Genomic DNA, 22,059 nt, shown 5'->3' on the forward strand with positions numbered 1-22,059 from the left:
TAAGTAACCCTATATTAGCATACTTTTTAATATATGCAACTAATAAGTTCGGAAAAGAAGTGCGAACTTATTGCTCTATGTATCGATATGAAGAATAATTGATATCGAAAAACGAGGGAACGCTCAGCGCCCCCTCTCAAATCCAATCCGTTTTTTAATTTCCGCTAAATTTACCCTCGCGATTTTTCTTGCTCGCTCAGCACCTTTTTCTAACGCTTCATATAATAAATTTGGTTCATTCATATACATAGTGTATTTCTCACGCGGTCCAGCTAACTCACGATCTACAACGCGAAATAACTCTTTTTTCACATCGCCCCATCCGATTCCAGTCTCATACTTTTCACGCATCGACTGTATTTCATCTTCCCTCGCAAACTCTTTATATATCATAAATAATGTTTCTACTTCTTTCGGTTCATTCGGAAGTGAAGAATCTGTTTTGATTTTAAATATTAACTTTCGTAGTTTTTCTTTCTCTGCAAATAACGGGATTACATTCCCATAACTTTTACTCATCTTTCTTCCATCAAGTCCTGGTAATATTGCTCCTTCTTCTTGCACTACATACTCCGGAAGTGTAAATGTCGTGCCGAATGTATGATTAAAATACGTCGCAATATCACGTGCAATTTCAATATGCTGAATTTGATCTTTCCCAACTGGTACATGAGTAGCTTGAAATAGTAATATGTCAGCCGCCATTAAAATCGGATACGTATATAATCCCATATTCACTCCTGCATCTACCTCTAAACCCGCTTCTTTATTTTGCTCCACCTTCGCTTTATACGCATGAGCACGGTTCATAAGACCTTTCGGAGTTAGGCAAGCTAAAATCCAAGCTAATTCTAGAATCTCCGATACTTCTGTTTGTCGATAAAAAATAACATCTTCCCCAAGTCCAAGCGATAACCAAGTAGCTGCTACCTCTTTCGTATAACTGCTGAACTTTTCTGAATCATGCACAGCATTTAACGCATGATAATCCGCTATAAAATACAATGCTTTTCCTTCATTATTCTTTGACATTTGTAATGCAGGTTTAATCGCACCAATATAATTTCCTAAATGCGGATAACCTGTCGGCTTAATTCCTGTTAACATTATTTTTTCACTCACACTAACTCCTCCTTTCTCAAAATAAAAAGAGCCTCTCATCCTTAAAAAGGACGAGAAACTCCCGCGGTACCACCTTAATTAGCTATCATTATAGCTCACTTCAACTTCTTAACGTGAAGTAACCGTCTTTACCTACTCATTTCAGTTAGAAGCTCCAGAGCCCATTCCATATTCATCCCTTACTGATTCCCACCACATATCAGCTCTCTGAAAAGTTTCGAATATGTACTCTTCTCTTTCATTGCTTTTTCGTTATTTTTTACAGTTTATCACATTTCACTTCCAAACAAACCCTAGTTTTCTATTTTATATAGCAGGAATTTCCACTTCAATTGTCTAATGTTATATAGGTTTGCAGAAATATTCGAAACAACTTTGGAGGTTTTTTCATGGTAAAATATATATCAATTTTAGGTTCAACAGGATCCATCGGCACATCTGCATTAGATGTCGTTTCAGCTCATCCTGAACATTTTAAAATCGTCGGTTTAACCGCAAATTATAATATCGATCTTCTTGAGCAACAAATCAAAACGTTTCAACCTCGTATTGTAAGCGTTGCGACAAAAGACTTAGCAGACAAGCTTCGTACGCGTATTTCAGCAAATACAAAAATCACACACGGGACTGATGGCTTAATCGCAGTAGCTACTCACCCTGATTCAAATCTTGTATTAAGTTCTGTTGTCGGTGTTTCAGGATTACTCCCAACAATTGAAGCATTAAAAGCGAAGAAAGATATCGCTATTGCTAATAAAGAAACTTTGGTTGCAGCTGGACATATCGTAACTGAACTAGCGCAACAAAACGGATGTCGCTTAATTCCAGTAGATAGTGAGCATTCAGCTATTTTCCAATGTTTAAACGGCGAAAATAATAAAGAGATTGAGAAGTTAATTGTAACAGCTTCCGGTGGTGCTTTTCGTGATAAAACACGTGAAGAAATGCAAACATTACAAGCTAAGGACGCTTTAAAACATCCAAACTGGTTAATGGGTGCAAAACTAACGATTGATTCTGCCACATTAATGAATAAAGGCTTTGAAGTAATGGAAGCGAGATGGCTATTTGATATTCCGTATGAAAAAATTGATGTAATGATTCATAAAGAAAGTATCATTCATTCTTTAGTAGAATTTATTGATGGATCAGTTATGGCACAGCTCGGTGCTCCTGATATGAGAATGCCGATTCAATATGCGTTTCACTATCCTACTCGGCTACCTTCTTCCTATGAAAAATTAAATTTATTAGAAATCGGTAGTTTACATTTTGAAAAACCAGATTTAGAGAAGTTCCCTTGTCTACAATACGCATATGAATGTGGCAAAATCGGTGGTACTACTCCAGCTGTATTAAATGCAGCAAATGAAATTGCGAATGCACTATACTTAAAAAATGAAATTTCCTTTTTCGATATTGAAAAAACAATTTACAAAACAGTTGAAGCTCATCATAACGTAAAAGATCCTTCACTAGATGCTATATTGGAAGCGGATCAATGGGCGCGCCAATATGCAAATGAATTGTTAATAAAAAAGAGCTAAAACAGTTCCCACTGTTTTAGCTCTTTTTTTCACGTATTCAACTTAACAAATCTATAACCGTGCGTAACTAACACTTTTAATATCGCATATCCTGGAATGGCTAAAATAATGCCCATAATCCCGAATAAGTTTCCGGCAGTTAAAATGATAAATATGATTGTAATCGGATGAATATCTAGCTTTTTCCCCATTACTTGCGGAGAAATAAACTTACCTTCTGCTAATTGTACAACCATCATAACGATGATTACTTTTAACACCATTGCTGGCGAGTCGATAAATGCGATAATTAACGCTGGTGTAATAGCGATAATTGGCCCTACGTACGGAACGATATTTACAATCATCGCTAAAATAGCAAGTAATACAGCATATTTAATACCGATAATAAGGTAACCAATTAATAACATAATACCGATAAACAAGCTCACGATAATCTGCCCTCTAATATACGAGCTAATCGCATAGTGCATATCATCTAGTATTCTCATTGCTGCTGGTTGTCTTTGTTCTGAAATGAACTTTAAGAAGTGCTTCGGCAATTGTTCGCCATCTTTTAAAAGATAGAACAATATAAATGGAACCATTACAAATGTTAAAACAACCTCTGTAACAGTACTCAAAAATCCAGTTACATTCCCAGTTACTGATGATAATGACTTTGTAAAATCAACTGTATATTCTTTTACCATATTCGCAACATTAATATTTAAATTCTCCTGAATTTTACCGAGTAAATTACTTTCCCCAAATCTACGTGCTGCTCGTTCAATCTCATGGCCGAAATACGGTAAGTTATCAATTAATGCATCAATTTGATCTTTAATAATAGGGATAACCGTTACAACTAAAAATACAAATAACCCTAGTACGATTAAATATATGGAAGCTATCGATACAATTCTTGAAACACCCTTCTTTTCTAAAAGCGAAACGAATGGATGCAAAATATAAAATAGTACGCCCGCTAATAGTACTGGGAAGAAAATTGTTTTTAAAAATACGATAAACGGTGTAAAAACAAATGATATTTTTGTTAGCAATAAAATATTAATGAACAATAACGCAAATCCAAGTAATACCGCCAAATAATTTTGTTCTCTAAAAAACTTTCTTAACTTATCTCTTTTTCTTATATTTATTTTCTCCAATGAAACCACCTCTTCGAATGATGAAAAGCCCTTATTCAGGGCTCTTCATCATAATCTATATCTCTATTTCCTTGCAGCTTTCACTACAAATGATACAATAAGAATTAACACGATTGCACCTAATAATGCTGGCACGACATGAATCCCACCAAATGATGGCCCAAAGGATCCAAATAATCTACCACCTAACGAAGCACCTAATAAACCTGCGATAATATTTCCGAACATACCACCTGGGAAATTTTTACCCGTTATAGAACTAGCAATTGCACCTATAATAGCACCAACTATTAATGTAATAATCCATCCCATTTTTAGTCCTCCATTTCTATTATAGTTTGTATGATTCAATACAAACATATGTATTTATCATTGCTAATCATATTTCACTATAGAAATATACTTACTACTATTTTACATATGGAGATACATATATTATATGCAAAAAAGAAAAATATTGTCAAACTCACCCATAAATAAAATATATTAATATACCATATTTAAAGGAGGCTTCATTTTCTATGATTCTTAAGTTAAACTCCTGTTCTTTTGAAGTAGCAACATCCATTTTACAAGTTCAAATTCCAGCTTATAAAGTTGAAGCGGACTACTTAAATAGTACTGCCATACCTCGTTTATATGATACTGTAAACGATATTCAAAGTTGCGCTGAAACATTCTATGGATATTTTTCTGAAAATAAACTTGTCGGTTTTATTTCTTTTGTACAAGAAGAAAAACTAATCGATATCCACAGGTTAGTTGTATCGCCCGATTCTTTTCAAAAAGGAATCGCAACGAAACTCCTAATTTATATATTTAACATGTTCCCTTCTTCAATGACATACATTGTACAAACGGGTAAAGCGAATACCCCTGCTATTAATTTATATAAAAAACACGGATTCATTACAGTATCAGATACAATACTTCCTGACGGTATGATTCTTACGCAACTCAAAAAGACAGAAAAAACAAAATAATTTGACTTGTTCACTCCTTTATGTTATTTTTTACTTTATAAAACCTTTTGCTGAGTCCAAATTTTGGAGCGGGGGAACCAATTTTGTAGCTATGCTACTTGGGGCGAATCTTTTTTAAGTAGGGAAACTCTCACTTCCCGAGTCCGACAGCTAACCTCGTAAGCGTAATGGGAGAGGAAGGTGCTTTTTGCCTATGTTACACATTTTGCCTCCTTAATTATAAATATGGGATCGATATCAAATAGTCACCTATATTTATAGAAAAGGAGAATGTATTATGTTACGTTTATCTGATCATGCAATAAAAATGATGGAGCAAAGACTTCGATTAGAACAACATCGCACATATCAAGCAAATAAAGTTGTAGATAACTTACATCACAAATACTTCTTTCAACATATTTTTCAGCCGAAAAGATAAAGAAAATGTTTATTTAATATTAAAAAACACAAGGTGTGTCTTACAAAGACATTTCTTGTGTTTTTTATATTCTTTATAAAATTCTCACTACATTTAAACTTGCCGTAATTGCACCTGCTATAGTGGTCACATGCCCTACACCTAACGGGCCATTTTGTAATATTAATGTTGAATTAGCACTCGTTACATTCACAAGAAGTGTATTTGAAATGGCTGGTTCGATTACTACAGTTGATGTCGTTACGTTTTGTATAAAACTCCCTGTTAGTTGCGTTCCATTTAATAGCAATCTAACAGATACTGTCTCATTCCCCCCATTTGCATCCCCTTGAAAATAGTAGCTTACTAAATATATTCCTGGCGTCGCTACTGTGACTGTCGTAGCACTAGTTAAAGATACACCAGTGCCATATACAGTGGACCCTGAATTAATTGGAATGTTGGCATTTGCAGCAATTGTACTTGTTGATGTAGAAAAGAAATATCCGCCACCTGTCGATATAGCAGATGATCCGGTTGCTCCTGTCAAGCCAGTTGGACCCGTGGCACCTGTTGGACCCGTTTCCCCCGTTCCCCCTGTTGCTCCAGTGATTCCTTGTATGCCTTGTATTCCGGTCGGTCCAGTTGCACCAGTCGCTCCCGTCTGGCCGGTTGCTCCCGCCTGCCCTGTTATCCCTTGTGGACCTTGGATTCCTTGTGGGCCTTGGGGACCCGTTTCTCCCGTCTGGCCGGTTGCTCCCGTTGGACCGGTTATCCCTTGTGGACCTTGGATCCCTTGGATTCCTTGGGGACCCGTTTCTCCCGCCTCGCCGGTTGCCCCCATTGGTCCCTGCACTCCTTGCAAACCTGTTAAACCGGTTGCTCCGGTTGGTCCCTGTACTCCTTGCACTCCTTGGATTCCAGTTGCTCCTGTTGCTCCGGTCGCCCCTGTTGCCCCTGTTGCTCCAGTCGGACCGGTTGGACCCCCTGGTGATCCTGCTGGACCGGTTGGACCGGTTGGGCCTCCCGGTGGACCCGTTGGACCTGTTGCTCCTGTGGGGCCTGTTGCAGAACCTGTCGGACCAGTTATCCCAGTTGCTCCTGTCAGGCCGGTTGGACCGATTTCACCTTGCACTCCTTGGATTCCTTGAGAACCTGTTGGACCTACCTGCCCCATTTCTCCCTGGGGACCTTGTAAACCTTGAACACCAGTTTCTCCTTGTGGCCCTATTAGACCCTGTTCCCCTTGAATCCCTTGAGAACCCGTTGGGCCGGTTGGACCAATCGGACCCTGTATTCCTTGTATTCCTGTTACACCTTGTAAACCACTACTTCCTAAATTACCTTGCACACCTTGTATACCAGTATTTCCAGTTGGACCGGTTGGACCATTTTCTCCTTGCACTCCTTGTATACCTTGTATTCCTGTTGGACCTGTTAAACCGATTTCACCTTGTATTCCTTGTATGCCTTGTATTCCTGTTGAACCAGTTGGACCAATTGGACCAGGAATTCCTTGTATCCCTTGAATACCAGTTGGACCAGTCGGACCTCTTTCACCTTGAATTCCTTGAACACCTTGTATTCCCTGTGGCCCTCGTTCTCCCATAGGTCCTTGATTACCTTGAGAACCTTGTGGTCCAGTTAAACCCGTTGGGCCTGTTGGACCATTTTCTCCCTGCACCCCTTGCACTCCTTGTATTCCTTGAGGACCAGTTGGACCGATTGGACCTTGTACGCCTTGTATTCCTTGTGGTCCAGTCGGTCCACCTAAAGAACCGGTTGGACCGGTTGGTCCAGTGGGCCCCGTAATACCTGGCGGTGGAAAAGGAATAGGTGCTTGAAACTTACTACACTTATCTTGATTCTTCACAAGCATCTCCTCCCGTTTGTAACGCATCAAACTATTTGTAATATGTTTAAGCTAGCTGTTATTACTCCCGCTAATGTCGTTACATGCCCAATAGCTAATGGACCATTTTGTAATGACAAGGTGGAATTTGAAGAAGTAACTTGAATTATCATCATATTAGAAATCGCTGGTTCCAATACAAAACCTGCTGTAACATAAAAAATAAAACTCCCTGCGACTTGTGTTCCGTTTAACGTCAGCCTTACTGAAATCGTTTCATTCCCACTAGTTGGATCACCTTGAAAATAATAACTTACTAAATATATTCCCGGCGTACTCAACGTTACAGTTGTTGCACTTGTTAAACTAATTCCTGATCCAAAAATTGTAGAACCAGAATTGATTGGTATTAGCGCATTCGCTGCAATTGCACTCGTTGCAGTGGAAAAGAAATAACCGCCCCCACTAGGTAAACCAGTCGCTCCAGTCGCTCCTACTATTCCCGAGAAGCCTATTGATCCTACACTACCAGTTGCGCCTGTAGGTCCAACCGCTCCATTTTGTCCCTGACTACCTTGCGCTCCAACTGGCCCTGTACTACCACTAATCCCTGTTGTTCCTATTAATCCAGTTGGGCCCTGCACTCCTTGGACGCCTTGTATTCCTTGTATTCCAATTACTCCCGTTGCACCTGTATTGCCTGTCGTTCCCGTTATTCCTTGTATTCCCGTAATCCCTTGCACTCCTTGCACACCTTGTGGTCCAGTTGCCCCGGTTGCTCCAGTAGCTCCAGTTTCACCCGTTGCACCAGTAATTCCAACATTCCCTTGTGGGCCCTGGGGGCCTTGACTACCTTGTGCCCCTTGGACCCCTTGAGGGCCAGTTATACCGACTTCCCCTGTATTTCCTTGAGGACCTCTAATTCCTTGTGCACCAGTTGGACCTATTACACCTTGAATACCTTGAATACCTTTAGGACCTTCTGCACCTGTTGGACCTATTACTCCCAGCAGACCTTGTATTCCTTGAGAACCTTCTGCACCTATTGGACCAGTTATACCTGGGTTACCTTGAGGACCTTGTGCCCCTTGTACTCCAACTGCTCCAACTACACCTTGGGAACCTTGTGCTCCCCTTACACCTTGAGGACCTGTTGGACCTGTTATACCTCGCACTCCTTGCGCTCCAATTGAACCTATCCCTCCGCTTACACCTATTGAACCAGTCGCTCCCGTTGGACCCGTTGGACCTCCTGGTGGACCGGGTGGACCTGATGGACCAGTCACTCCACTAGATGGACCAATTGGACCGGTTGTTCCCGTCGGACCGCCCGGTGGTCCTTCTAAGCCTTGAATACCGATACTACCCGTCGCTCCCGTTATACCTCTTATTCCCTTTATCCCTTGAAAGCCTGTTGCTCCCGTTATACCTTGTATTCCTTGCGCACCTTGTGGACCTTGTAAACCTATTGCACCTGTTATCCCCTTTATTCCACTTATACCTTGGGCACCTTGTATTCCAGTAGAACCAGTTGGACCCACTTCACCTTGTATTCCTTGAGCTCCTTGTGGGCCTTCCTCTCCAGTAATTCCTTGTATCCCTTGGAGGCCGTCTTCTCCTTGTATACCAGTAGCCCCTTGCTCCCCTTGTATTCCTTGAACACCTTGAGGACCTTGGGGGCCAGTTACACCTGAGACTCCAGTTATGCCTCTCTCTCCCTGCATTCCTTGTGCTCCCGTTTGTCCCCGCTCACCTATTTCCCCTTGTATTCCTTGTGTGCCTTGTATACCTTGACTACCAGCAGGGCCCGTAGCGCCTTGGATTCCTTCTAATCCTTGTACTCCAATATCACCAATTGGACCTTGGTTTCCGATTAATCCTTGAGCACCTTGAAGACCAGTTGGGCCAGTTATACCTTGCTCTCCTGTATCACCAATAGCTCCTTGTATTCCTTGTGCTCCTGTTGTCCCTCGGGGACCTTGTATCCCCCTGATACCTTGAGGACCTTGGGGCCCAGTTGCTCCCGTCGGTCCAGTCACCCCTGTAGGACCAACAGGACCTTCATGCCCTCCAGTTGGACCGATTGGACCACTATTACCTGTCGGACCAGTTGCTCCTATAAGCGGAAGAGGCAGTGCCACTCCGAATTTTTTGCAATTTCTATGATGACGCACAACAATCCCCCTCCCCAAAAATAATTACACTTTTTATATGAAATGCATTTTTATAACAAAAGTACACATTTAACCTCAATTTTATTAAAATAAAGAAGCCTATCATTTTTTTGAAATGATAGGCTTCTTTTATAAAAACAGTTTACTTTCTAGCTTTCATAATAAAAGTAGTCGGCACCATTCTAGCTTTATATAAAGAATAATATTTCGTAGACGGCTCAGCTAGTTCTTCATTAAACAAGCTCGATGGTTCAGGCTCTTCTATTCTCTCAATTTTAAATCCTGCTCTATTTAACTCATTTATGTATGTACTTATTTTTCTCTTATATAATGTCGCTTGTACATTTTCTCCTTTAAATGTTTCAAACGTAATAGGAGTTTCTTCGTGATAAGAAGAATGTAAAACAATCTTCTCTGTTCCGTACAGCAAGTTTGAATATATTGGATGCTCCCAGCTAAAAATAAAGCTTCCTCCTGGTTTTAAATATGAATAAATAAGTTCTAATGTTTTTTCTAAATTTGAAGTCCAACCTAATGCATAGATGGAATAGACAATATCAAAATACTCTTTTGGAATTTTTGTCTCTTCTTCCATTGCCCCACAGACTAACTTTGGATTCCAATCCTTTAACGTTTTATTCGCTATTTCAATTTGTGCACTCGAAAGATCAAGCCCCCATAATTCCTCTGCCCCTTGTTCCGCTATATATTGCAACGAATGTCCACTTCCACACCCAATATCAAGAACTTTTTTATTTCTAATTGAATCGAACAAATGAATTTCATCTTCAGACGCTGTATATGGGCCATATTTCGGTAAACAATCCATTTGAAAGAAATAAGGTGCAACTGTATCCCAACACTTTTTATTTAATGCTAACATTTGCGTACCTTTCATATTCTACATTCCCCCATCCAATTTTCTTTCCCTAATATAAATTAGACATTATAACCCGATCTCCCTTTTCTCTTTGCTCGGTAGTTTTTCACTTTTGCAATCGTACCGCACGCTCTTCCTCCTTCTTCTCCAGCGTACATACCGCACCATCTTTTACTTCCATTTCGTGAATTGTCATAAAATACCCAGCGGCAATCTGGACATGCTTTTAACCTCCCCCATAAATTTTCTTGAACTGCTATTAAAACAATGCTTAATACTTTTGTATATACAGTTTCTTCGTGTATTGGTTCATACGTAATACCTTTCATATCTTCCATTACATGTACATGAAATGGATATTTCTCTAACCACTTTTGCAATGATCCTTCACCTTGAATTGCCGCCCGAATATCTTCTCGAAAACTTTTTAATTCTTCTATCGTATGAAATGGAAACTCTTCATGAAAATATTCTTTCATAAAAAGCTTTATATCCTCTTCTGTTTGTAGCAAGTCAATTGGCTCTCTCGTATCGTTTGGTATTTTCCATGTATTTAAAAATTCCCGAATATATTCTAGTTCATTTGGTGCATTTTGATTCAATTCCATCCACCTTCTTCTTAAAATTTACTTTTTTCTGACTTTATGTATAATTATAATATAAAATAGTTAACCGTTAAATCATTTTACTGGTTACAATATTAGGAGGAGTTCTATGAAAAGTTTCCCAATACCGATACGTTTCATGCTTATTTCTTCATTTTTTATGTCTTTTGGGTATTTTGCGGTATACGCATTTTTAGCTATTTACCTATTAACCTTTCTTCATTTTTCAACTTTGCAAGTAGGGACAGTGTTAACGGTTATGATAATTACATCACGCGTTATCCCTTTATTCTCAGGATTAATCGCTGACAAAATAGGATATATCATTATGATGATAGCTGGATTATTTTTAAGAGGAATTGGATTTATCGCTTTAGGAATATGCTCTGATTTCTATACCATTTCTATTTCTTCTGCACTTATCGGCTTTGGAACTGCATTTTATGAGCCTGCTGCGCGCGCCATATTCGGCTCACAACCAGCTCATACAAGAAAAAAATTATTTATATATTTAAATCTTAGTTTTAATTGCGGTGCAATAATTGGACCAATTGCCGGAGGGTTCTTACTCTTACTCGATCCAATCTACGCTTTTTCTCTAACAGGATCTCTTATGCTGTTATTCGCTTTTATCTTTTACTTACTTAAAAATCACTTCCAAGTCACTACTGAAAACACGTCTATTACATTAGGAATACAGGCCATCTTACAAAACAAGTCTTTCCTTCTGTTTTCCTTTATCATGATTTTCTTCTACATTATGTTTACTCAGCTTACTGTCGCACTTCCACTTCATATGAAAAACATTAGTAATAGCAATCAACTTGCTACACTCGTTATTACGATAAATGCGATAACAGGCGTCATATTTATGGTATTATTCCGAAAATTATTCCACAAATACAACACACTTTCGATTATTAAATACGGTGTTTTATTAATGAGTATTTCCTTTTTACTCATTCCTTTATTTCAACACCCATATTGGCTCTTTATTTGTGTAATTTTATTTACAATCGGTGAAACACTCGTATTACCTAACGCTGATATCGCTATTGCAAATTACAGTAATGAATCATATACAGCCACTTTCTTCGGATTTTATCAACTATCACTCGCATTTGGCTTTATCATCGGTAATTATACCGGTACATCTTTTACAGCCAACTTAAGCGGAATGTATACACCATGGCTTATTTTCGGTGGAATAGGACTTATTGGTTTTATTTCATTACATATTTTAAATATGAAAAAGGATTTCCTAAAGAAGATATATGCCTACTGTAAAAATACTAATTTACGGCAATAAGTAAACTTTCATTCTCCCTTAAATTGGATATACATCCTGTTTCATTTTACATATTATGGTACAATCAAGAGGGTACTAACTAAACATTTACGCTCCACACTAGTAATCTAGCAATACCAAAATCAAAAATCACATGGAATTGAGGGATGTTATGAAACAGAAATTAGCTGTTCTTCTATTCACTGGAATCATATTATCAGGATGTTCAACTATAGCAGAGAATTCTTTAGAAAGCGGGAAAGGCAGTATGAAATTATTAACACCAACGATTACAGCAAAAGACAATGAATTAGAAATTAAAACTAAAGGCATTGATGAAAATAAAGTAACTTTTATTTATGTTGCTAATAAAAAAGTGTTGGAACAAAAACTAAAAAATGGTGAATCCTACAAACTTAACATTAAAGATATCGAACACGCTCATAGGACGGACTACAAACCAAAAGTTCAACTTTTACAAACGAAAGACGATGATGATGATGGAGAAATAGTAACCTTCAAACAAGTTAGATATACAGTTAAAAACTGATTTTAAAGTTGTTTCATTATAAATGTAACAAACGAAAATATACTTTTAACAGTAGATAAATGTAGGGGGTGCTAACATGAAAAAACGATGGATTTCTTGGTGGATTGGTAACATATTTTGGATTATCATTTTTGGAATATGGGCAGCTATTATTTGGCTACGAGATGTTGATGGTGCTGGTGTTACTCAAACACCCGAAATTAAATCAATATCACTTATCGTTTTATTAATCGCGTTTATTATACCGGTATTTATTCAAGTTGTATGGCTAATCATTAATTTGAGAATGAGTAAAAAAAAATAATTATACGATTTAGTTTTTTTAATTAATAGATGAATATTTCCCATAAAAAAAGAGAGGAATCCACATCAAAATAGATTCCTCTCTTTTACAATTGGACTTATACTGCGCTTTTAATACAGCACTACTCCTCTTTTTTACGATGCATGTTCATCTTTCTTCTTCATTAACGCTCTCTTCTTCATCGCCTTCGTTAAATATCCACCTTTAAACGAGCGAATTTCATACGAAGACATAAACGCTTTCGGTGCAATTTCATTAATGATTTCTAAAAGCTCTTTCTCTCTAGAACGCTTTGCGACGATATCTAAGCGATAACGTACAGAATTAATTCCTTCACCTTCAAATACTGTAACACCAAATCCAGAATGGCGTAATTCATCTACTAATTCATTACAACGGTCTAGCAAACTAACTTGATACGTAATATAACCAATTGCTAATTTATTCTCTATATAACCGCCTAATAACAGTCCCGTACTAAAGCCAATGACATAGGCAACGATGTTCATCCAATTTGATAAATCTTGAAACACAATACCTAAACTGACAATGTAAATAGCTCCTTCTAACAATCCAACACCAGCAGCGGATCTTGTTTGATTCTTTACAAGCAAAATCGTACGGATTGTTAAAATTGGAACGTAAATAATTTGAAGCACAAAAATAAGTAGCGCTTGTAACATTGGTATCCACCTCTTTCAAAAAGTCTTTTGTCATAATAACATACATAACCTTTAGAAATCGATGGGTTTTTTAAAATTTTTTTATTATTTTTCATACTATTGAAAAACGCAAAAAAGAAGCGTATTATATTTGTCGTTAATTTGATTACTGGTATAATATCGCTAAACTAAAAAAGGAACCCGATTAGGTCCCTTTCATCATAGCTCTATGTTTTTCGAAGCATGTTCCCTTTGTTTCTCTTCTTCTTTCACTAATTGCATATTTGCATAAGCTAAATTTGCAATCATTAAAAAGTGACCACCTAAAATCCCTGTACCGAATGCCCACATTTCCATTTCATGCTCAATTTCATACATGATGATAGCTCCTAAAATAGCAGCTGCAAATCGGTTTAAAACTCCTAATCCAGGAGCCTTTTCCTTCATTACAATACTTTTTCCAAGCTTCTCCACTCTGCGAGCTAATAACCAAAGACAATAGGCACTTACTGCTAATCCAATACCAAACCCTGTCACTTGTTTTCCAAACGGAGTAATCGTCCACATAAGTAGTAAACCACTAAAGATCACATACAATTGTAATCGATATACACGTAAGGCTTCTTGAATCAAAATATCCGCTCCTAAGTTCTCATTTTTTGTACTTTAGAAGAAAAGCAGCAACTTACACAGTTGCTGCTTTCTCTTCTTCTTGTTCTTGTTCCATCTTACGAATTTCAACACGTTTAATTTGGTAAGCGTCTTTTTCTAAAACTTTAAATTCATAACCTTCTGCCTCAACGTGTTGTCCTTCTTCGATTTCATGATTTTGCATCATAATCCATCCACCGATTGTATCTACATCATCTTCTTCGATGTGTAATCCAAATAAATCTTTCACTTCTGAGATAAGCACTTTTCCATCAACAATGATATGTTGCTCGTTCACATGTTGAATTGGTGGTGCTTCATCTTCATCATATTCGTCACGAATTTCGCCGACGATTTCCTCCAAGATATCTTCAAGCGTTACAATTCCGGCTGTTCCTCCGTACTCATCATATAAAACAGCCATCGGAATTCGCTTCTTCTGCATTTGAAGTAATAAATCGTGAATTGGAGTCGTTTCCATCACTTCAATAATCGGACGCATATACGAGCGAATAGATGATAAATCTTTTTGATCCTCGGTCATATATCGAATAAAGAAATCTTTTACGTTGACCATACCGATAATATCATCTTTATCTTCTCCAAAAATCGGATAACGTGTGTATCGCTCATTTTGGATTACTTTCATGTGTTCTTCTACTGAATCTTCCAGGTAGAAACCAATGATTTCTGTTCGCGGTACCATAATCTCTTTTGCAATACGATTATCAAATTCAAAAATGTTATTTACATACTTGTATTCAGCTTGATTAATTTCGCCACTTTCATAGCTATCTGAAAGGATAAGACGTAATTCTTCTTCTGTATGAGCTACTTCATGTTCTGAAGCTGGCTTTAAACCAAATAAACCAGTTATCACACGAGCTGAACCGTTCAATACCCAAATAAATGGATACATTACTTTATAGAACATCATTAATGGACCTGCCAATAATAACGTTACCCTTTCAGCCTTTTGAATTGCCATCGTTTTTGGAGCTAATTCTCCTACTACAACGTGTAAATACGTCATAATCATAAAAGCAAGACCAAATGTTAATACTGATGAAATAGAAGGATTTAAGTTCCATTTCTCAAATAACGGGTGTAATAACTTTTCAATTGTCGGTTCACCTAACCAACCTAATCCCATAGCTGTAACTGTAATACCTAATTGACAAGCAGATAAATATTCATCTAAATTTGTTGTTACCTTTTTCGCTGCTAAAGCACCGCGTTTTCCTTCCGCAACAAGCTGATCGATACGGCTTGAACGTATCTTTACAATCGCAAACTCTGCTGCTACGAAAAATCCAGTAAATGCGATTAAAATCGCAACCATGACTAAATTAAATATTTCCAATGAATCCCCTTAGTTAAAAAACTAAGGTGTCCACCTCCTGTATACTATAATGTTTTCTTATTTGTTTGTTAGAAAACATAGCCCGATACAAAAATTAAAGAGGTCGGATTTCACCTATTCTATAATAATAGAGCAAGTGTCTGTATTAAAGCTGTCGTTTGACCAGATAAAGATTTCGATATTTTTTCACGTTGTGAATCAGTCAATTCATCTAAAAGCGGCTTTAACTCTGTAAGCTCCACTTCTAATCGATGAATATGGTCTGTCACTTCATTCACTTGTTTCGAAACGTGTTCATTGATACCGAGCAGCTTCTTCTTCTCCTCGATTTTCTCTTTAATCTCACAAAGCGGCATATGCATTTCTTTGCACTTCTCAATAAATTGTAATGTCTCAAATGCTGTTTCGTCGTAATAGCGATAATTAGATTGAGATCGCTCCGCTTTTAAGATACCTAGATTCGTATAATAATCAATCGTTCGTTTCGACACGTGAGCCATGAGAGCCAACTGTCCGATTCGATACACCTTCCCAACGATCTTCCCCCCTTGTTTATATTACTTACATCATACAACACATAAACTGTACAGTCAAACGTGACGGTTTATTATTCACAATTTATACATAATTCCAATCTCCAGCTATTATTATTCAATACGAGTAATCTACACTCATACAATAAAATTACTAAACTATTACCTAATCACTACATTGTCTGCACCTTTTAACCTTTCTTATTTAAAAGCATATCCTACTAATAATGATTGCTTGTATAGGAGGAAATTAATATGAAAAAGACAATCATTTCTCATTTTTATAATGAAGAATACCTACTTCCATGGTGGCTTATGCATCACACGAAAATATTCGATCACGGCATTTTAATTAATAGAGGGTCTACAGATCGTTCCGTAGAGATTTGTAAACTATTAGCACCCCACTGGGAAATACGAAATTCCAGATTTCTTGAGTTTGATCCAACTAATACTGATATTGAAGTGATGGAAATTGAAAGAGAAGTTTCAGGTTGGAAAATCGTTTTAAATACTACTGAATTCTTTTGTTGTAATAGTACTGAAGAATTTTTTTCATCTCTCCATACACTAGGCCAAAACATGTATGCGATTAGAATGATTTTAATGATAGATAATCATAATTATAATTATTCAAAGCCTAGATATTCTATCCCCTTAGTAGAACAGCGATACCACGGTGTCTTCCCTTATAACCCAAATCTCGGATGTGCTTGGAGATTTATTCACAATCATCTAGACGGTGCATATTTACCTGGTAGACACCATTCGCGGCATGGATATATAATTTATGACTATCCTTCATTTATTTTAAAATTTTATTTTAGCCCTTGGAATGAACAATCAAAGGCAAGAAAATTACAAATTACACCTACCCTTTCAAAAAGGGGTGTTCAAATGGGGCTTCAAACACATTACGGTCAATCTCCTGAAGTACTGGACATACGTTTTTTAGAGCTTAGTAACCTAACACAAGACCTCCGTCATAACCCTGAATATCAAGAATTATTCCCAAAATTCAAACTGTAATATTTTCTGCATCGTCATCACCTCAAACATTTTCATTCGCTTAATCAAAAACAATCTCATTTGCATAAAACATGAATACTGTATAAATAATAAATTTTTATTTTAGGAGGAAAAAATGAAAGCTGTTATTCTTGCTGGTGGGTACGGTACAAGAATTGGGGAAGAAACACATTTAAAACCGAAACCTATGATTGAAATTGGAACAAAACCCATTCTATGGCACATTATGAGTTTGTATAGTCATTACGGGATTACTGAGTTTATTATTTGCTTAGGCTATAAAGGATATGCAATTAAAGAGTTCTTTCTAAATTACAACTTACACATGTCTGATTTCACAATACAGTTAAACGATAATACAATTACTAGCCATTCTCATTGTGTAGAACCATGGAAAGTTACACTAATCGATACTGGTGTAAATACCGAAACGGGTGGCCGAGTGAAAAAGATTCAAAATTATGTCGGAGACGAACCTTTCTGCCTCACTTATGGTGATGGATTAAGTAATGTAAATATAAAAGAACTTATTACATTTCATAAACAACATGGGAAAATGGCTACTGTTACTGCCGTACAACCTCCTGGTAGATTTGGTTCTCTCATATTAGATAAACAGTCTGTAACATCTTTTCAAGAAAAACCATTAGGTGATGGCGGATGGGTTAACGGTGGATTTTTCGTTTTAAATCCTGAAGTTTTCAATTACATTAGTGGAGATAAGTCTGTTTTTGAAACAGACACTTTAGTTCAGTTAGTAAACAAAAATGAATTGGCCGCATATCAACATTCTGGTTTTTGGCATCCGATGGATACATTGCGCGATAAAAATAAATTAGTCGAGCTATGGGAAAGTAATAACGCTCCGTGGAAGGTTTGGTAATATGGCTTCATCATCTTTTTGGAATAAGAAAAAAGTATTTATTACGGGACATACTGGATTTAAAGGCTCTTGGCTCACCCTTTTCTTAAGTTCTTTAGGCGCAGAGGTAATTGGATACTCTTCTCACCCTCCATCAATCCCTAATCTTTTTGAACAATGTAACGTAGCAAAAGAGTGCACGACAATGAAAGGCGATATTACAGATTATGATTCTTTATTCCATGCCATAAATCAGCATAAACCCGACATAGTATTTCATTTAGCAGCTCAGCCAATCGTAACCACTTCATACAAAAATCCCATTAATACATTTAAAACGAATGTTTTAGGAACTGTTCACGTACTAGAAGCGGCAAAATACAGCGAAAGCGTACGTATCATTATTAATGTGACAAGTGATAAATGTTATGAAAATGACGGGAGTGGCGACCGAGCATTTGTGGAAAAAGACCGACTAGGAGGCTTTGATCCTTATAGTGCTAGTAAAGCTTGTGCTGAACTAGTTGCAACGTCATATCAAAAATCATTCTTCCACACTAACACTCTTAAACTTGCCTCAGTCAGAGCAGGTAACGTCATCGGCGGTGGTGATTGGGCAGAAGATCGATTATTCCCAGATATCATTCGTGCATATTTACAAGATGATACATTAAATATTAGAAACAAAAACGCTATTCGCCCGTGGCAACACGTATTAGACCCTTTACACGGCTATATTCTTTTAGCTGAAAATCTTTGGCAAGACGCCGAATATGCAACAGCGTGGAATTTCGGCCCGTTGAACGAACCTAACAGAACAGTTTATGATGTCATTCAATCTGTAATAAAATTATGGAATAAACAACTAACAATCCTTTTCCCCTCTACAAATACTCCTTATGAATCACCTATCTTAACACTGGACAGTACAAAAGCAGTAAACAAACTCGGCTGGACTCCTAAGTTATCAACAGATCATTCTATCGCTTGGACTGTTGATTGGTACAAAAAATATGCATCTGGTGAAAATATAGAATCTTTCACACGACAACAAATCGATGCATTCAAAAATTTATAAGGGGGCTATAAAATGGAACAGAAAAAATGCCGTTTTTGCCACTCATTACTAACCAACACTTTTTTAGATTTGGGCGTTTCCCCTCTCGCTAATTCATTTGTAGCTCCTGAAACTTCATATAAAATGGAACCTTTTTATCCGCTGCACACATTTGTTTGTCACTCTTGTTTACTCGTACAGCTAGATGAATTTGAATCCCCGCAAAATATTTTCCATAACTATTTATACTTCAGCTCTTACTCCTCAAGTTGGCTACTACACGCTAAACAATACGTAGAAATGGCGATTAAGCGTTTCAACTTAACGAAACATTCAAAAGTAATTGAAATTGCAAGTAACGATGGGTACTTATTACAATACTTTCAAAAAGAAAATATCGAGACGCTGGGAATTGAACCAGCAAAAAACGTAGCAGACATCGCTATCCAAAAAGGAATTCCTACTCATGTGAATTTTTTCAGTAATGACTTAGCAACAAAATTGCCACAAGCTGATTTAATCGTCGCAAATAACGTATTAGCGCACGTTCCAAACTTGCATGATTTTGTCGCTGGTTTAAAAACACTATTAAAACGTGATGGTACGATAACAATTGAATTCCCGCACTTATTGAATCTTATATCTTTTAAGCAGTTCGATACTATCTATCATGAACACTTCTCATACTTCTCACTCATAAGCCTTCAAAAAATTTTAGCTCATCATCATTTACAGATTGTTGATGTAGAAGAGCTTTCAACACACGGTGGTTCATTGCGTATTTTTATAAACCATCTAAGTGCCCGATCCACTATCCATTCCAATGTTACAAAATTAATTCAAAAAGAAGTCGACCACGGATTAGATATTTTAGATTGCTATCTACTTTTTTCTAAACGAGTGGAACAATTGAAAATAAATATTTTAAAGTTTTTTATTGAAGCGAAAGCTTTAAACAAACAAATTATCGGTTACGGTGCTCCAGCTAAAGGGAACACCCTTTTAAATTATTGCGGGATAGGTAAAGAATTTCTAGCTTATACAGTAGATAAAAATCCTCACAAACAAAATCTTCTTTTACCAGGAACTCGTATTCCAATAAAATCTCCAGAAGAAATTAAACGTACAAAACCTGATTACATTCTCATACTTCCTTGGAATTTGAAAGACGAAATTATGAAAGAATGCTCTTTCATTCGTCAATGGGGCGGTAAATTTTTAGTGGCGGTTCCAGAAATTGAGGTGATCGAGCCATGAAAAAAGTTGTTGTAACAGGTGGTAGTGGCTGGATAGGTAAATATGTCGTACATTCACTTATACAAAAGGGATATGAAGTACACGCCACGTACAATAAAAATAAACCCTCTCACCTCCCTTGCCATTGGTATAAAGTAAACTTGCTTCGCGATGACGAAGTAAAACAATTCATTTACGACGTTCAGCCTAGCCATCTCATTCTCCTTGCTTGGGAAGCAGTACCACCAGCATGCTATGTTTCAATTAATAATTACTATTGGCTAAAGTCTAGTATTTCATTGATTCAACACTTCACAACATGCGGCGGAAAGCGCGTCGTCGTTGCAGGTACTGGCGCAGAATATGAATGGTTTAACGGCGTATTATTTGAAGACTCACCGCTTCTTTCCTATAAAACCCCGTATTCATTATGTAAAAATGCACTGCACTCCTGGTTAGAAACGTATGCACAACAAACAGGCCTCAGCATGTGTTGGGGCCGCATTTTTCATATGTATGGCCCTCACGAACAAGGTAATCGGCTCTTTTCGAACATTATCACTTCCTTATTAAAAAACGAGGAAGCACTATGTACACATGGAAAACAATCGAGAGATTTCCTCCATGTGAGTGACGTCGCTGACGCTCTCGTAACAGTATTAGAACATGGCGTTACAGGCACCATCAATATCGCTTCAGGTCAATCTGTACAAATTAAAGAACTAGCTTCTATCATCTCTAAAAAAATAGGGAAAGAACATTTAATTAAACTAGGCGCAATTCCCTTCTCTAAGGATGAACCTTTATTCGTCGGCGTTAGTGTAGAACGTTTAAAGACTGAAGTAAACTGGAAACCACAATACGATTTAAATACTGGCATTGAAGAAACAATTTTATGGTGGAAATCATTTATACAAAAACATAACGATACGCAGCATTAAACCGTAAATCCTTCGTTCCTCTCGCTAATTCCTTATACCATTCTTCTAATCTTTCCGGCGTAACAATATGATGCGTACCCATTCCTCCATGCTTACTAGCTTCAGAAAGAGTCGGACCAATTTGTAACTTTCTCTTTCTCATCGCATCGTTCCACGGACTAAATCCAAACCATAATATACAAGCAAGAGGTGGATAGCTCATAGATTCATGCGCGGATAAATGTCTTCCAACCGTATAACTTCCGTGTTCATGGTTATGAATAAATCTACCTCTTCTCCATAACGCCCAATCTTCTGGTAAATAACCGTGAAATCGTTGTTTCATTAAAGGGATTCCAAAGTTAAGGTCCGGATAATTATAGTTAAGATTATCGACCATAATAAGCCCTTCTAGCCAATACATCCTCCCTCCCAATTCATTTAGTGATTTCCAAAACTGATTTTTATCTTGCACACAAAGAAACTCAGTCGTATTTAAAATCATTTTCCATCCTTTTACTTCTTGTTCTACCATCATTACTTCATGATCTGTCGCAAATGCATCAAACTCTGGATTCACAGAATCTCGCACTTCCCAATGCGGTGCGAATTTTTTACAAATTTCGACTGAACGATCTGTAGAACCTTTATTAATTAAAATGCCATGATCAAACAGTTTCGTATGATGCTTAAGCCACCATGGTAATAAATACTCTTCATTGTAAAAATGAGAAATAACGGTTGTAGTTATAATATTCTCCTCCTCTTTCTCTATTAATCTACTTTTTCATCCTACTCTTAATATACTTCTCAGTTATGTAATTGGTTTCTTTTATTTTTAAAATATGTTTTTCTACCATATACTATGCTTTCTTAGACAATTTCCATTT

23 protein-coding genes, 1 riboswitch and 1 other annotated feature are annotated in these 22,059 nt (G+C 37.2%); of the genes, 11 read left to right on the plus strand and 12 right to left on the minus strand.

What is annotated here, in order from left to right; all coding sequences use genetic code 11:
• Window positions 1-123: 123 nt before the first annotated feature.
• Entirely contained in the window at window positions 124-1,122 is a 999-nt protein-coding gene (locus RT27_RS16505) for a tryptophan--tRNA ligase (protein ID WP_029442852.1), read from the minus strand.
• 43 nt (window positions 1,123-1,165) lie between these two features.
• Window positions 1,166-1,373, minus strand: a binding site (T-box leader).
• A 138-nt stretch (window positions 1,374-1,511) separates the two neighbouring features.
• Here RT27_RS16505 and RT27_RS16510 point away from each other — a divergent pair.
• Window positions 1,512-2,669: a 1-deoxy-D-xylulose-5-phosphate reductoisomerase gene (locus tag RT27_RS16510; protein ID WP_043936678.1), complete on the plus strand. Its 1,158-nt coding sequence runs from the start codon at window positions 1,512-1,514 to the stop codon at window positions 2,667-2,669.
• Window positions 2,670-2,698: 29 nt separating this feature from the next.
• Here the strand turns inward: RT27_RS16510 and RT27_RS16515 are convergent, their stop codons facing one another.
• Window positions 2,699-3,820 (minus strand): AI-2E family transporter, encoded by a 1,122-nt coding sequence (locus RT27_RS16515; protein WP_016080893.1) that lies wholly within the window; start codon window positions 3,818-3,820, stop codon window positions 2,699-2,701.
• 63 nt (window positions 3,821-3,883) lie between these two features.
• A complete protein-coding gene (locus RT27_RS16520) occupies window positions 3,884-4,132 on the minus strand; it encodes a GlsB/YeaQ/YmgE family stress response membrane protein (RefSeq protein ID WP_000539733.1) in 249 nt (82 codons plus the stop codon).
• Window positions 4,133-4,341: 209 nt separating this feature from the next.
• Between RT27_RS16520 and RT27_RS16525 the strand changes: the two genes are divergently transcribed.
• Window positions 4,342-4,803 (plus strand): GNAT family N-acetyltransferase, encoded by a 462-nt coding sequence (locus tag RT27_RS16525; protein WP_043936679.1) that lies wholly within the window; start codon window positions 4,342-4,344, stop codon window positions 4,801-4,803.
• A gap of 38 nt (window positions 4,804-4,841) precedes the next feature.
• Window positions 4,842-4,984: riboswitch (cyclic di-AMP (ydaO/yuaA leader) on the plus strand.
• 96 nt (window positions 4,985-5,080) lie between these two features.
• Complete coding sequence (locus RT27_RS35265; RefSeq protein ID WP_000945246.1) at window positions 5,081-5,224, plus strand: hypothetical protein; 144 nt, start codon at window positions 5,081-5,083, stop codon at window positions 5,222-5,224.
• 73 nt (window positions 5,225-5,297) lie between these two features.
• On the opposite strand, the gene RT27_RS16530 is transcribed toward RT27_RS35265, so the two are convergent.
• The 4 genes from RT27_RS16530 to RT27_RS16545 all read right to left on the minus strand — a co-directional run bounded on the left by RT27_RS16530 (window position 5,298) and on the right by RT27_RS16545 (window position 10,711).
• Complete coding sequence (locus RT27_RS16530; protein ID WP_043936680.1) at window positions 5,298-7,082, minus strand: collagen-like protein; 1,785 nt, start codon at window positions 7,080-7,082, stop codon at window positions 5,298-5,300.
• Between the two features lie 20 nt (window positions 7,083-7,102).
• Window positions 7,103-9,229 (minus strand): collagen-like protein, encoded by a 2,127-nt coding sequence (locus RT27_RS16535; RefSeq protein ID WP_043936681.1) that lies wholly within the window; start codon window positions 9,227-9,229, stop codon window positions 7,103-7,105.
• 142 nt (window positions 9,230-9,371) lie between these two features.
• Window positions 9,372-10,127 (minus strand): class I SAM-dependent methyltransferase, encoded by a 756-nt coding sequence (locus tag RT27_RS16540; protein WP_043936682.1) that lies wholly within the window; start codon window positions 10,125-10,127, stop codon window positions 9,372-9,374.
• Between the two features lie 41 nt (window positions 10,128-10,168).
• Window positions 10,169-10,711 (minus strand): CGNR zinc finger domain-containing protein, encoded by a 543-nt coding sequence (locus RT27_RS16545; protein WP_043936683.1) that lies wholly within the window; start codon window positions 10,709-10,711, stop codon window positions 10,169-10,171.
• A 112-nt stretch (window positions 10,712-10,823) separates the two neighbouring features.
• On the opposite strand from RT27_RS16545, the gene RT27_RS16550 reads away from it, so the two are divergent.
• The 3 genes from RT27_RS16550 to RT27_RS16560 all read left to right on the plus strand — a co-directional run bounded on the left by RT27_RS16550 (window position 10,824) and on the right by RT27_RS16560 (window position 12,856).
• The gene (locus tag RT27_RS16550; protein ID WP_043936684.1) at window positions 10,824-12,023 is read left to right on the plus strand and encodes an MFS transporter; all 1,200 of its coding nucleotides are present in this window, start codon (window positions 10,824-10,826) and stop codon (window positions 12,021-12,023) included.
• Window positions 12,024-12,156: 133 nt separating this feature from the next.
• On the plus strand, window positions 12,157-12,552 hold the full coding sequence (locus tag RT27_RS16555; protein WP_082044879.1) for a hypothetical protein: 396 nt from the start codon (window positions 12,157-12,159) through the stop codon (window positions 12,550-12,552).
• 76 nt (window positions 12,553-12,628) lie between these two features.
• Window positions 12,629-12,856: a DUF3923 family protein gene (locus RT27_RS16560; protein ID WP_016080888.1), complete on the plus strand. Its 228-nt coding sequence runs from the start codon at window positions 12,629-12,631 to the stop codon at window positions 12,854-12,856.
• 134 nt (window positions 12,857-12,990) lie between these two features.
• On the opposite strand, the gene RT27_RS16565 is transcribed toward RT27_RS16560, so the two are convergent.
• From RT27_RS16565 to RT27_RS16580, 4 genes are all read right to left on the minus strand, one after another.
• Window positions 12,991-13,539 (minus strand): DUF2179 domain-containing protein, encoded by a 549-nt coding sequence (locus tag RT27_RS16565; protein ID WP_016080887.1) that lies wholly within the window; start codon window positions 13,537-13,539, stop codon window positions 12,991-12,993.
• Window positions 13,540-13,737: 198 nt separating this feature from the next.
• Window positions 13,738-14,151: an ATP synthase subunit I gene (locus tag RT27_RS16570; RefSeq protein ID WP_000613876.1), complete on the minus strand. Its 414-nt coding sequence runs from the start codon at window positions 14,149-14,151 to the stop codon at window positions 13,738-13,740.
• A 52-nt stretch (window positions 14,152-14,203) separates the two neighbouring features.
• Window positions 14,204-15,532 carry a hemolysin family protein gene (locus RT27_RS16575; protein ID WP_000402255.1) on the minus strand — a complete coding sequence of 443 codons (1,329 nt, stop codon included), beginning with the start codon at window positions 15,530-15,532 and terminating at the stop codon, window positions 14,204-14,206.
• 119 nt (window positions 15,533-15,651) lie between these two features.
• On the minus strand, window positions 15,652-16,059 hold the full coding sequence (locus RT27_RS16580; RefSeq protein ID WP_000285639.1) for a MerR family transcriptional regulator: 408 nt from the start codon (window positions 16,057-16,059) through the stop codon (window positions 15,652-15,654).
• A 261-nt stretch (window positions 16,060-16,320) separates the two neighbouring features.
• On the opposite strand from RT27_RS16580, the gene RT27_RS16585 reads away from it, so the two are divergent.
• The 5 genes from RT27_RS16585 to RT27_RS16605 all read left to right on the plus strand — a co-directional run bounded on the left by RT27_RS16585 (window position 16,321) and on the right by RT27_RS16605 (window position 21,190).
• Window positions 16,321-17,094: a glycosyltransferase family 2 protein gene (locus tag RT27_RS16585; protein WP_043936686.1), complete on the plus strand. Its 774-nt coding sequence runs from the start codon at window positions 16,321-16,323 to the stop codon at window positions 17,092-17,094.
• 115 nt (window positions 17,095-17,209) lie between these two features.
• Window positions 17,210-17,977 (plus strand): glucose-1-phosphate cytidylyltransferase, encoded by a 768-nt coding sequence (gene rfbF / locus RT27_RS16590; RefSeq protein ID WP_016080884.1) that lies wholly within the window; start codon window positions 17,210-17,212, stop codon window positions 17,975-17,977.
• 1 nt (window position 17,978) lies between these two features.
• A complete protein-coding gene (rfbG, locus tag RT27_RS16595; RefSeq protein ID WP_016080883.1) occupies window positions 17,979-19,034 on the plus strand; it encodes a CDP-glucose 4,6-dehydratase in 1,056 nt (351 codons plus the stop codon).
• A 12-nt stretch (window positions 19,035-19,046) separates the two neighbouring features.
• Entirely contained in the window at window positions 19,047-20,270 is a 1,224-nt protein-coding gene (locus RT27_RS16600; protein WP_016080882.1) for a class I SAM-dependent methyltransferase, read from the plus strand.
• On the plus strand, window positions 20,267-21,190 hold the full coding sequence (locus RT27_RS16605; protein WP_043936687.1) for an NAD-dependent epimerase/dehydratase: 924 nt from the start codon (window positions 20,267-20,269) through the stop codon (window positions 21,188-21,190). The genes RT27_RS16600 and RT27_RS16605 overlap by 4 nt, the downstream gene beginning before the upstream one ends.
• Here the strand turns inward: RT27_RS16605 and RT27_RS16610 are convergent.
• Window positions 21,159-21,944: a glycosyltransferase family 2 protein gene (locus RT27_RS16610; RefSeq protein WP_082044878.1), complete on the minus strand. Its 786-nt coding sequence runs from the start codon at window positions 21,942-21,944 to the stop codon at window positions 21,159-21,161. The genes RT27_RS16605 and RT27_RS16610 overlap by 32 nt on opposite strands.
• Window positions 21,945-22,059 lie beyond the last annotated feature (115 nt).

This window comes from Bacillus sp. L_1B0_5, assembly GCF_000836715.1.
Lineage (GTDB): Bacteria > Bacillota > Bacilli > Bacillales > Bacillaceae_G > Bacillus_A > Bacillus_A thuringiensis_S.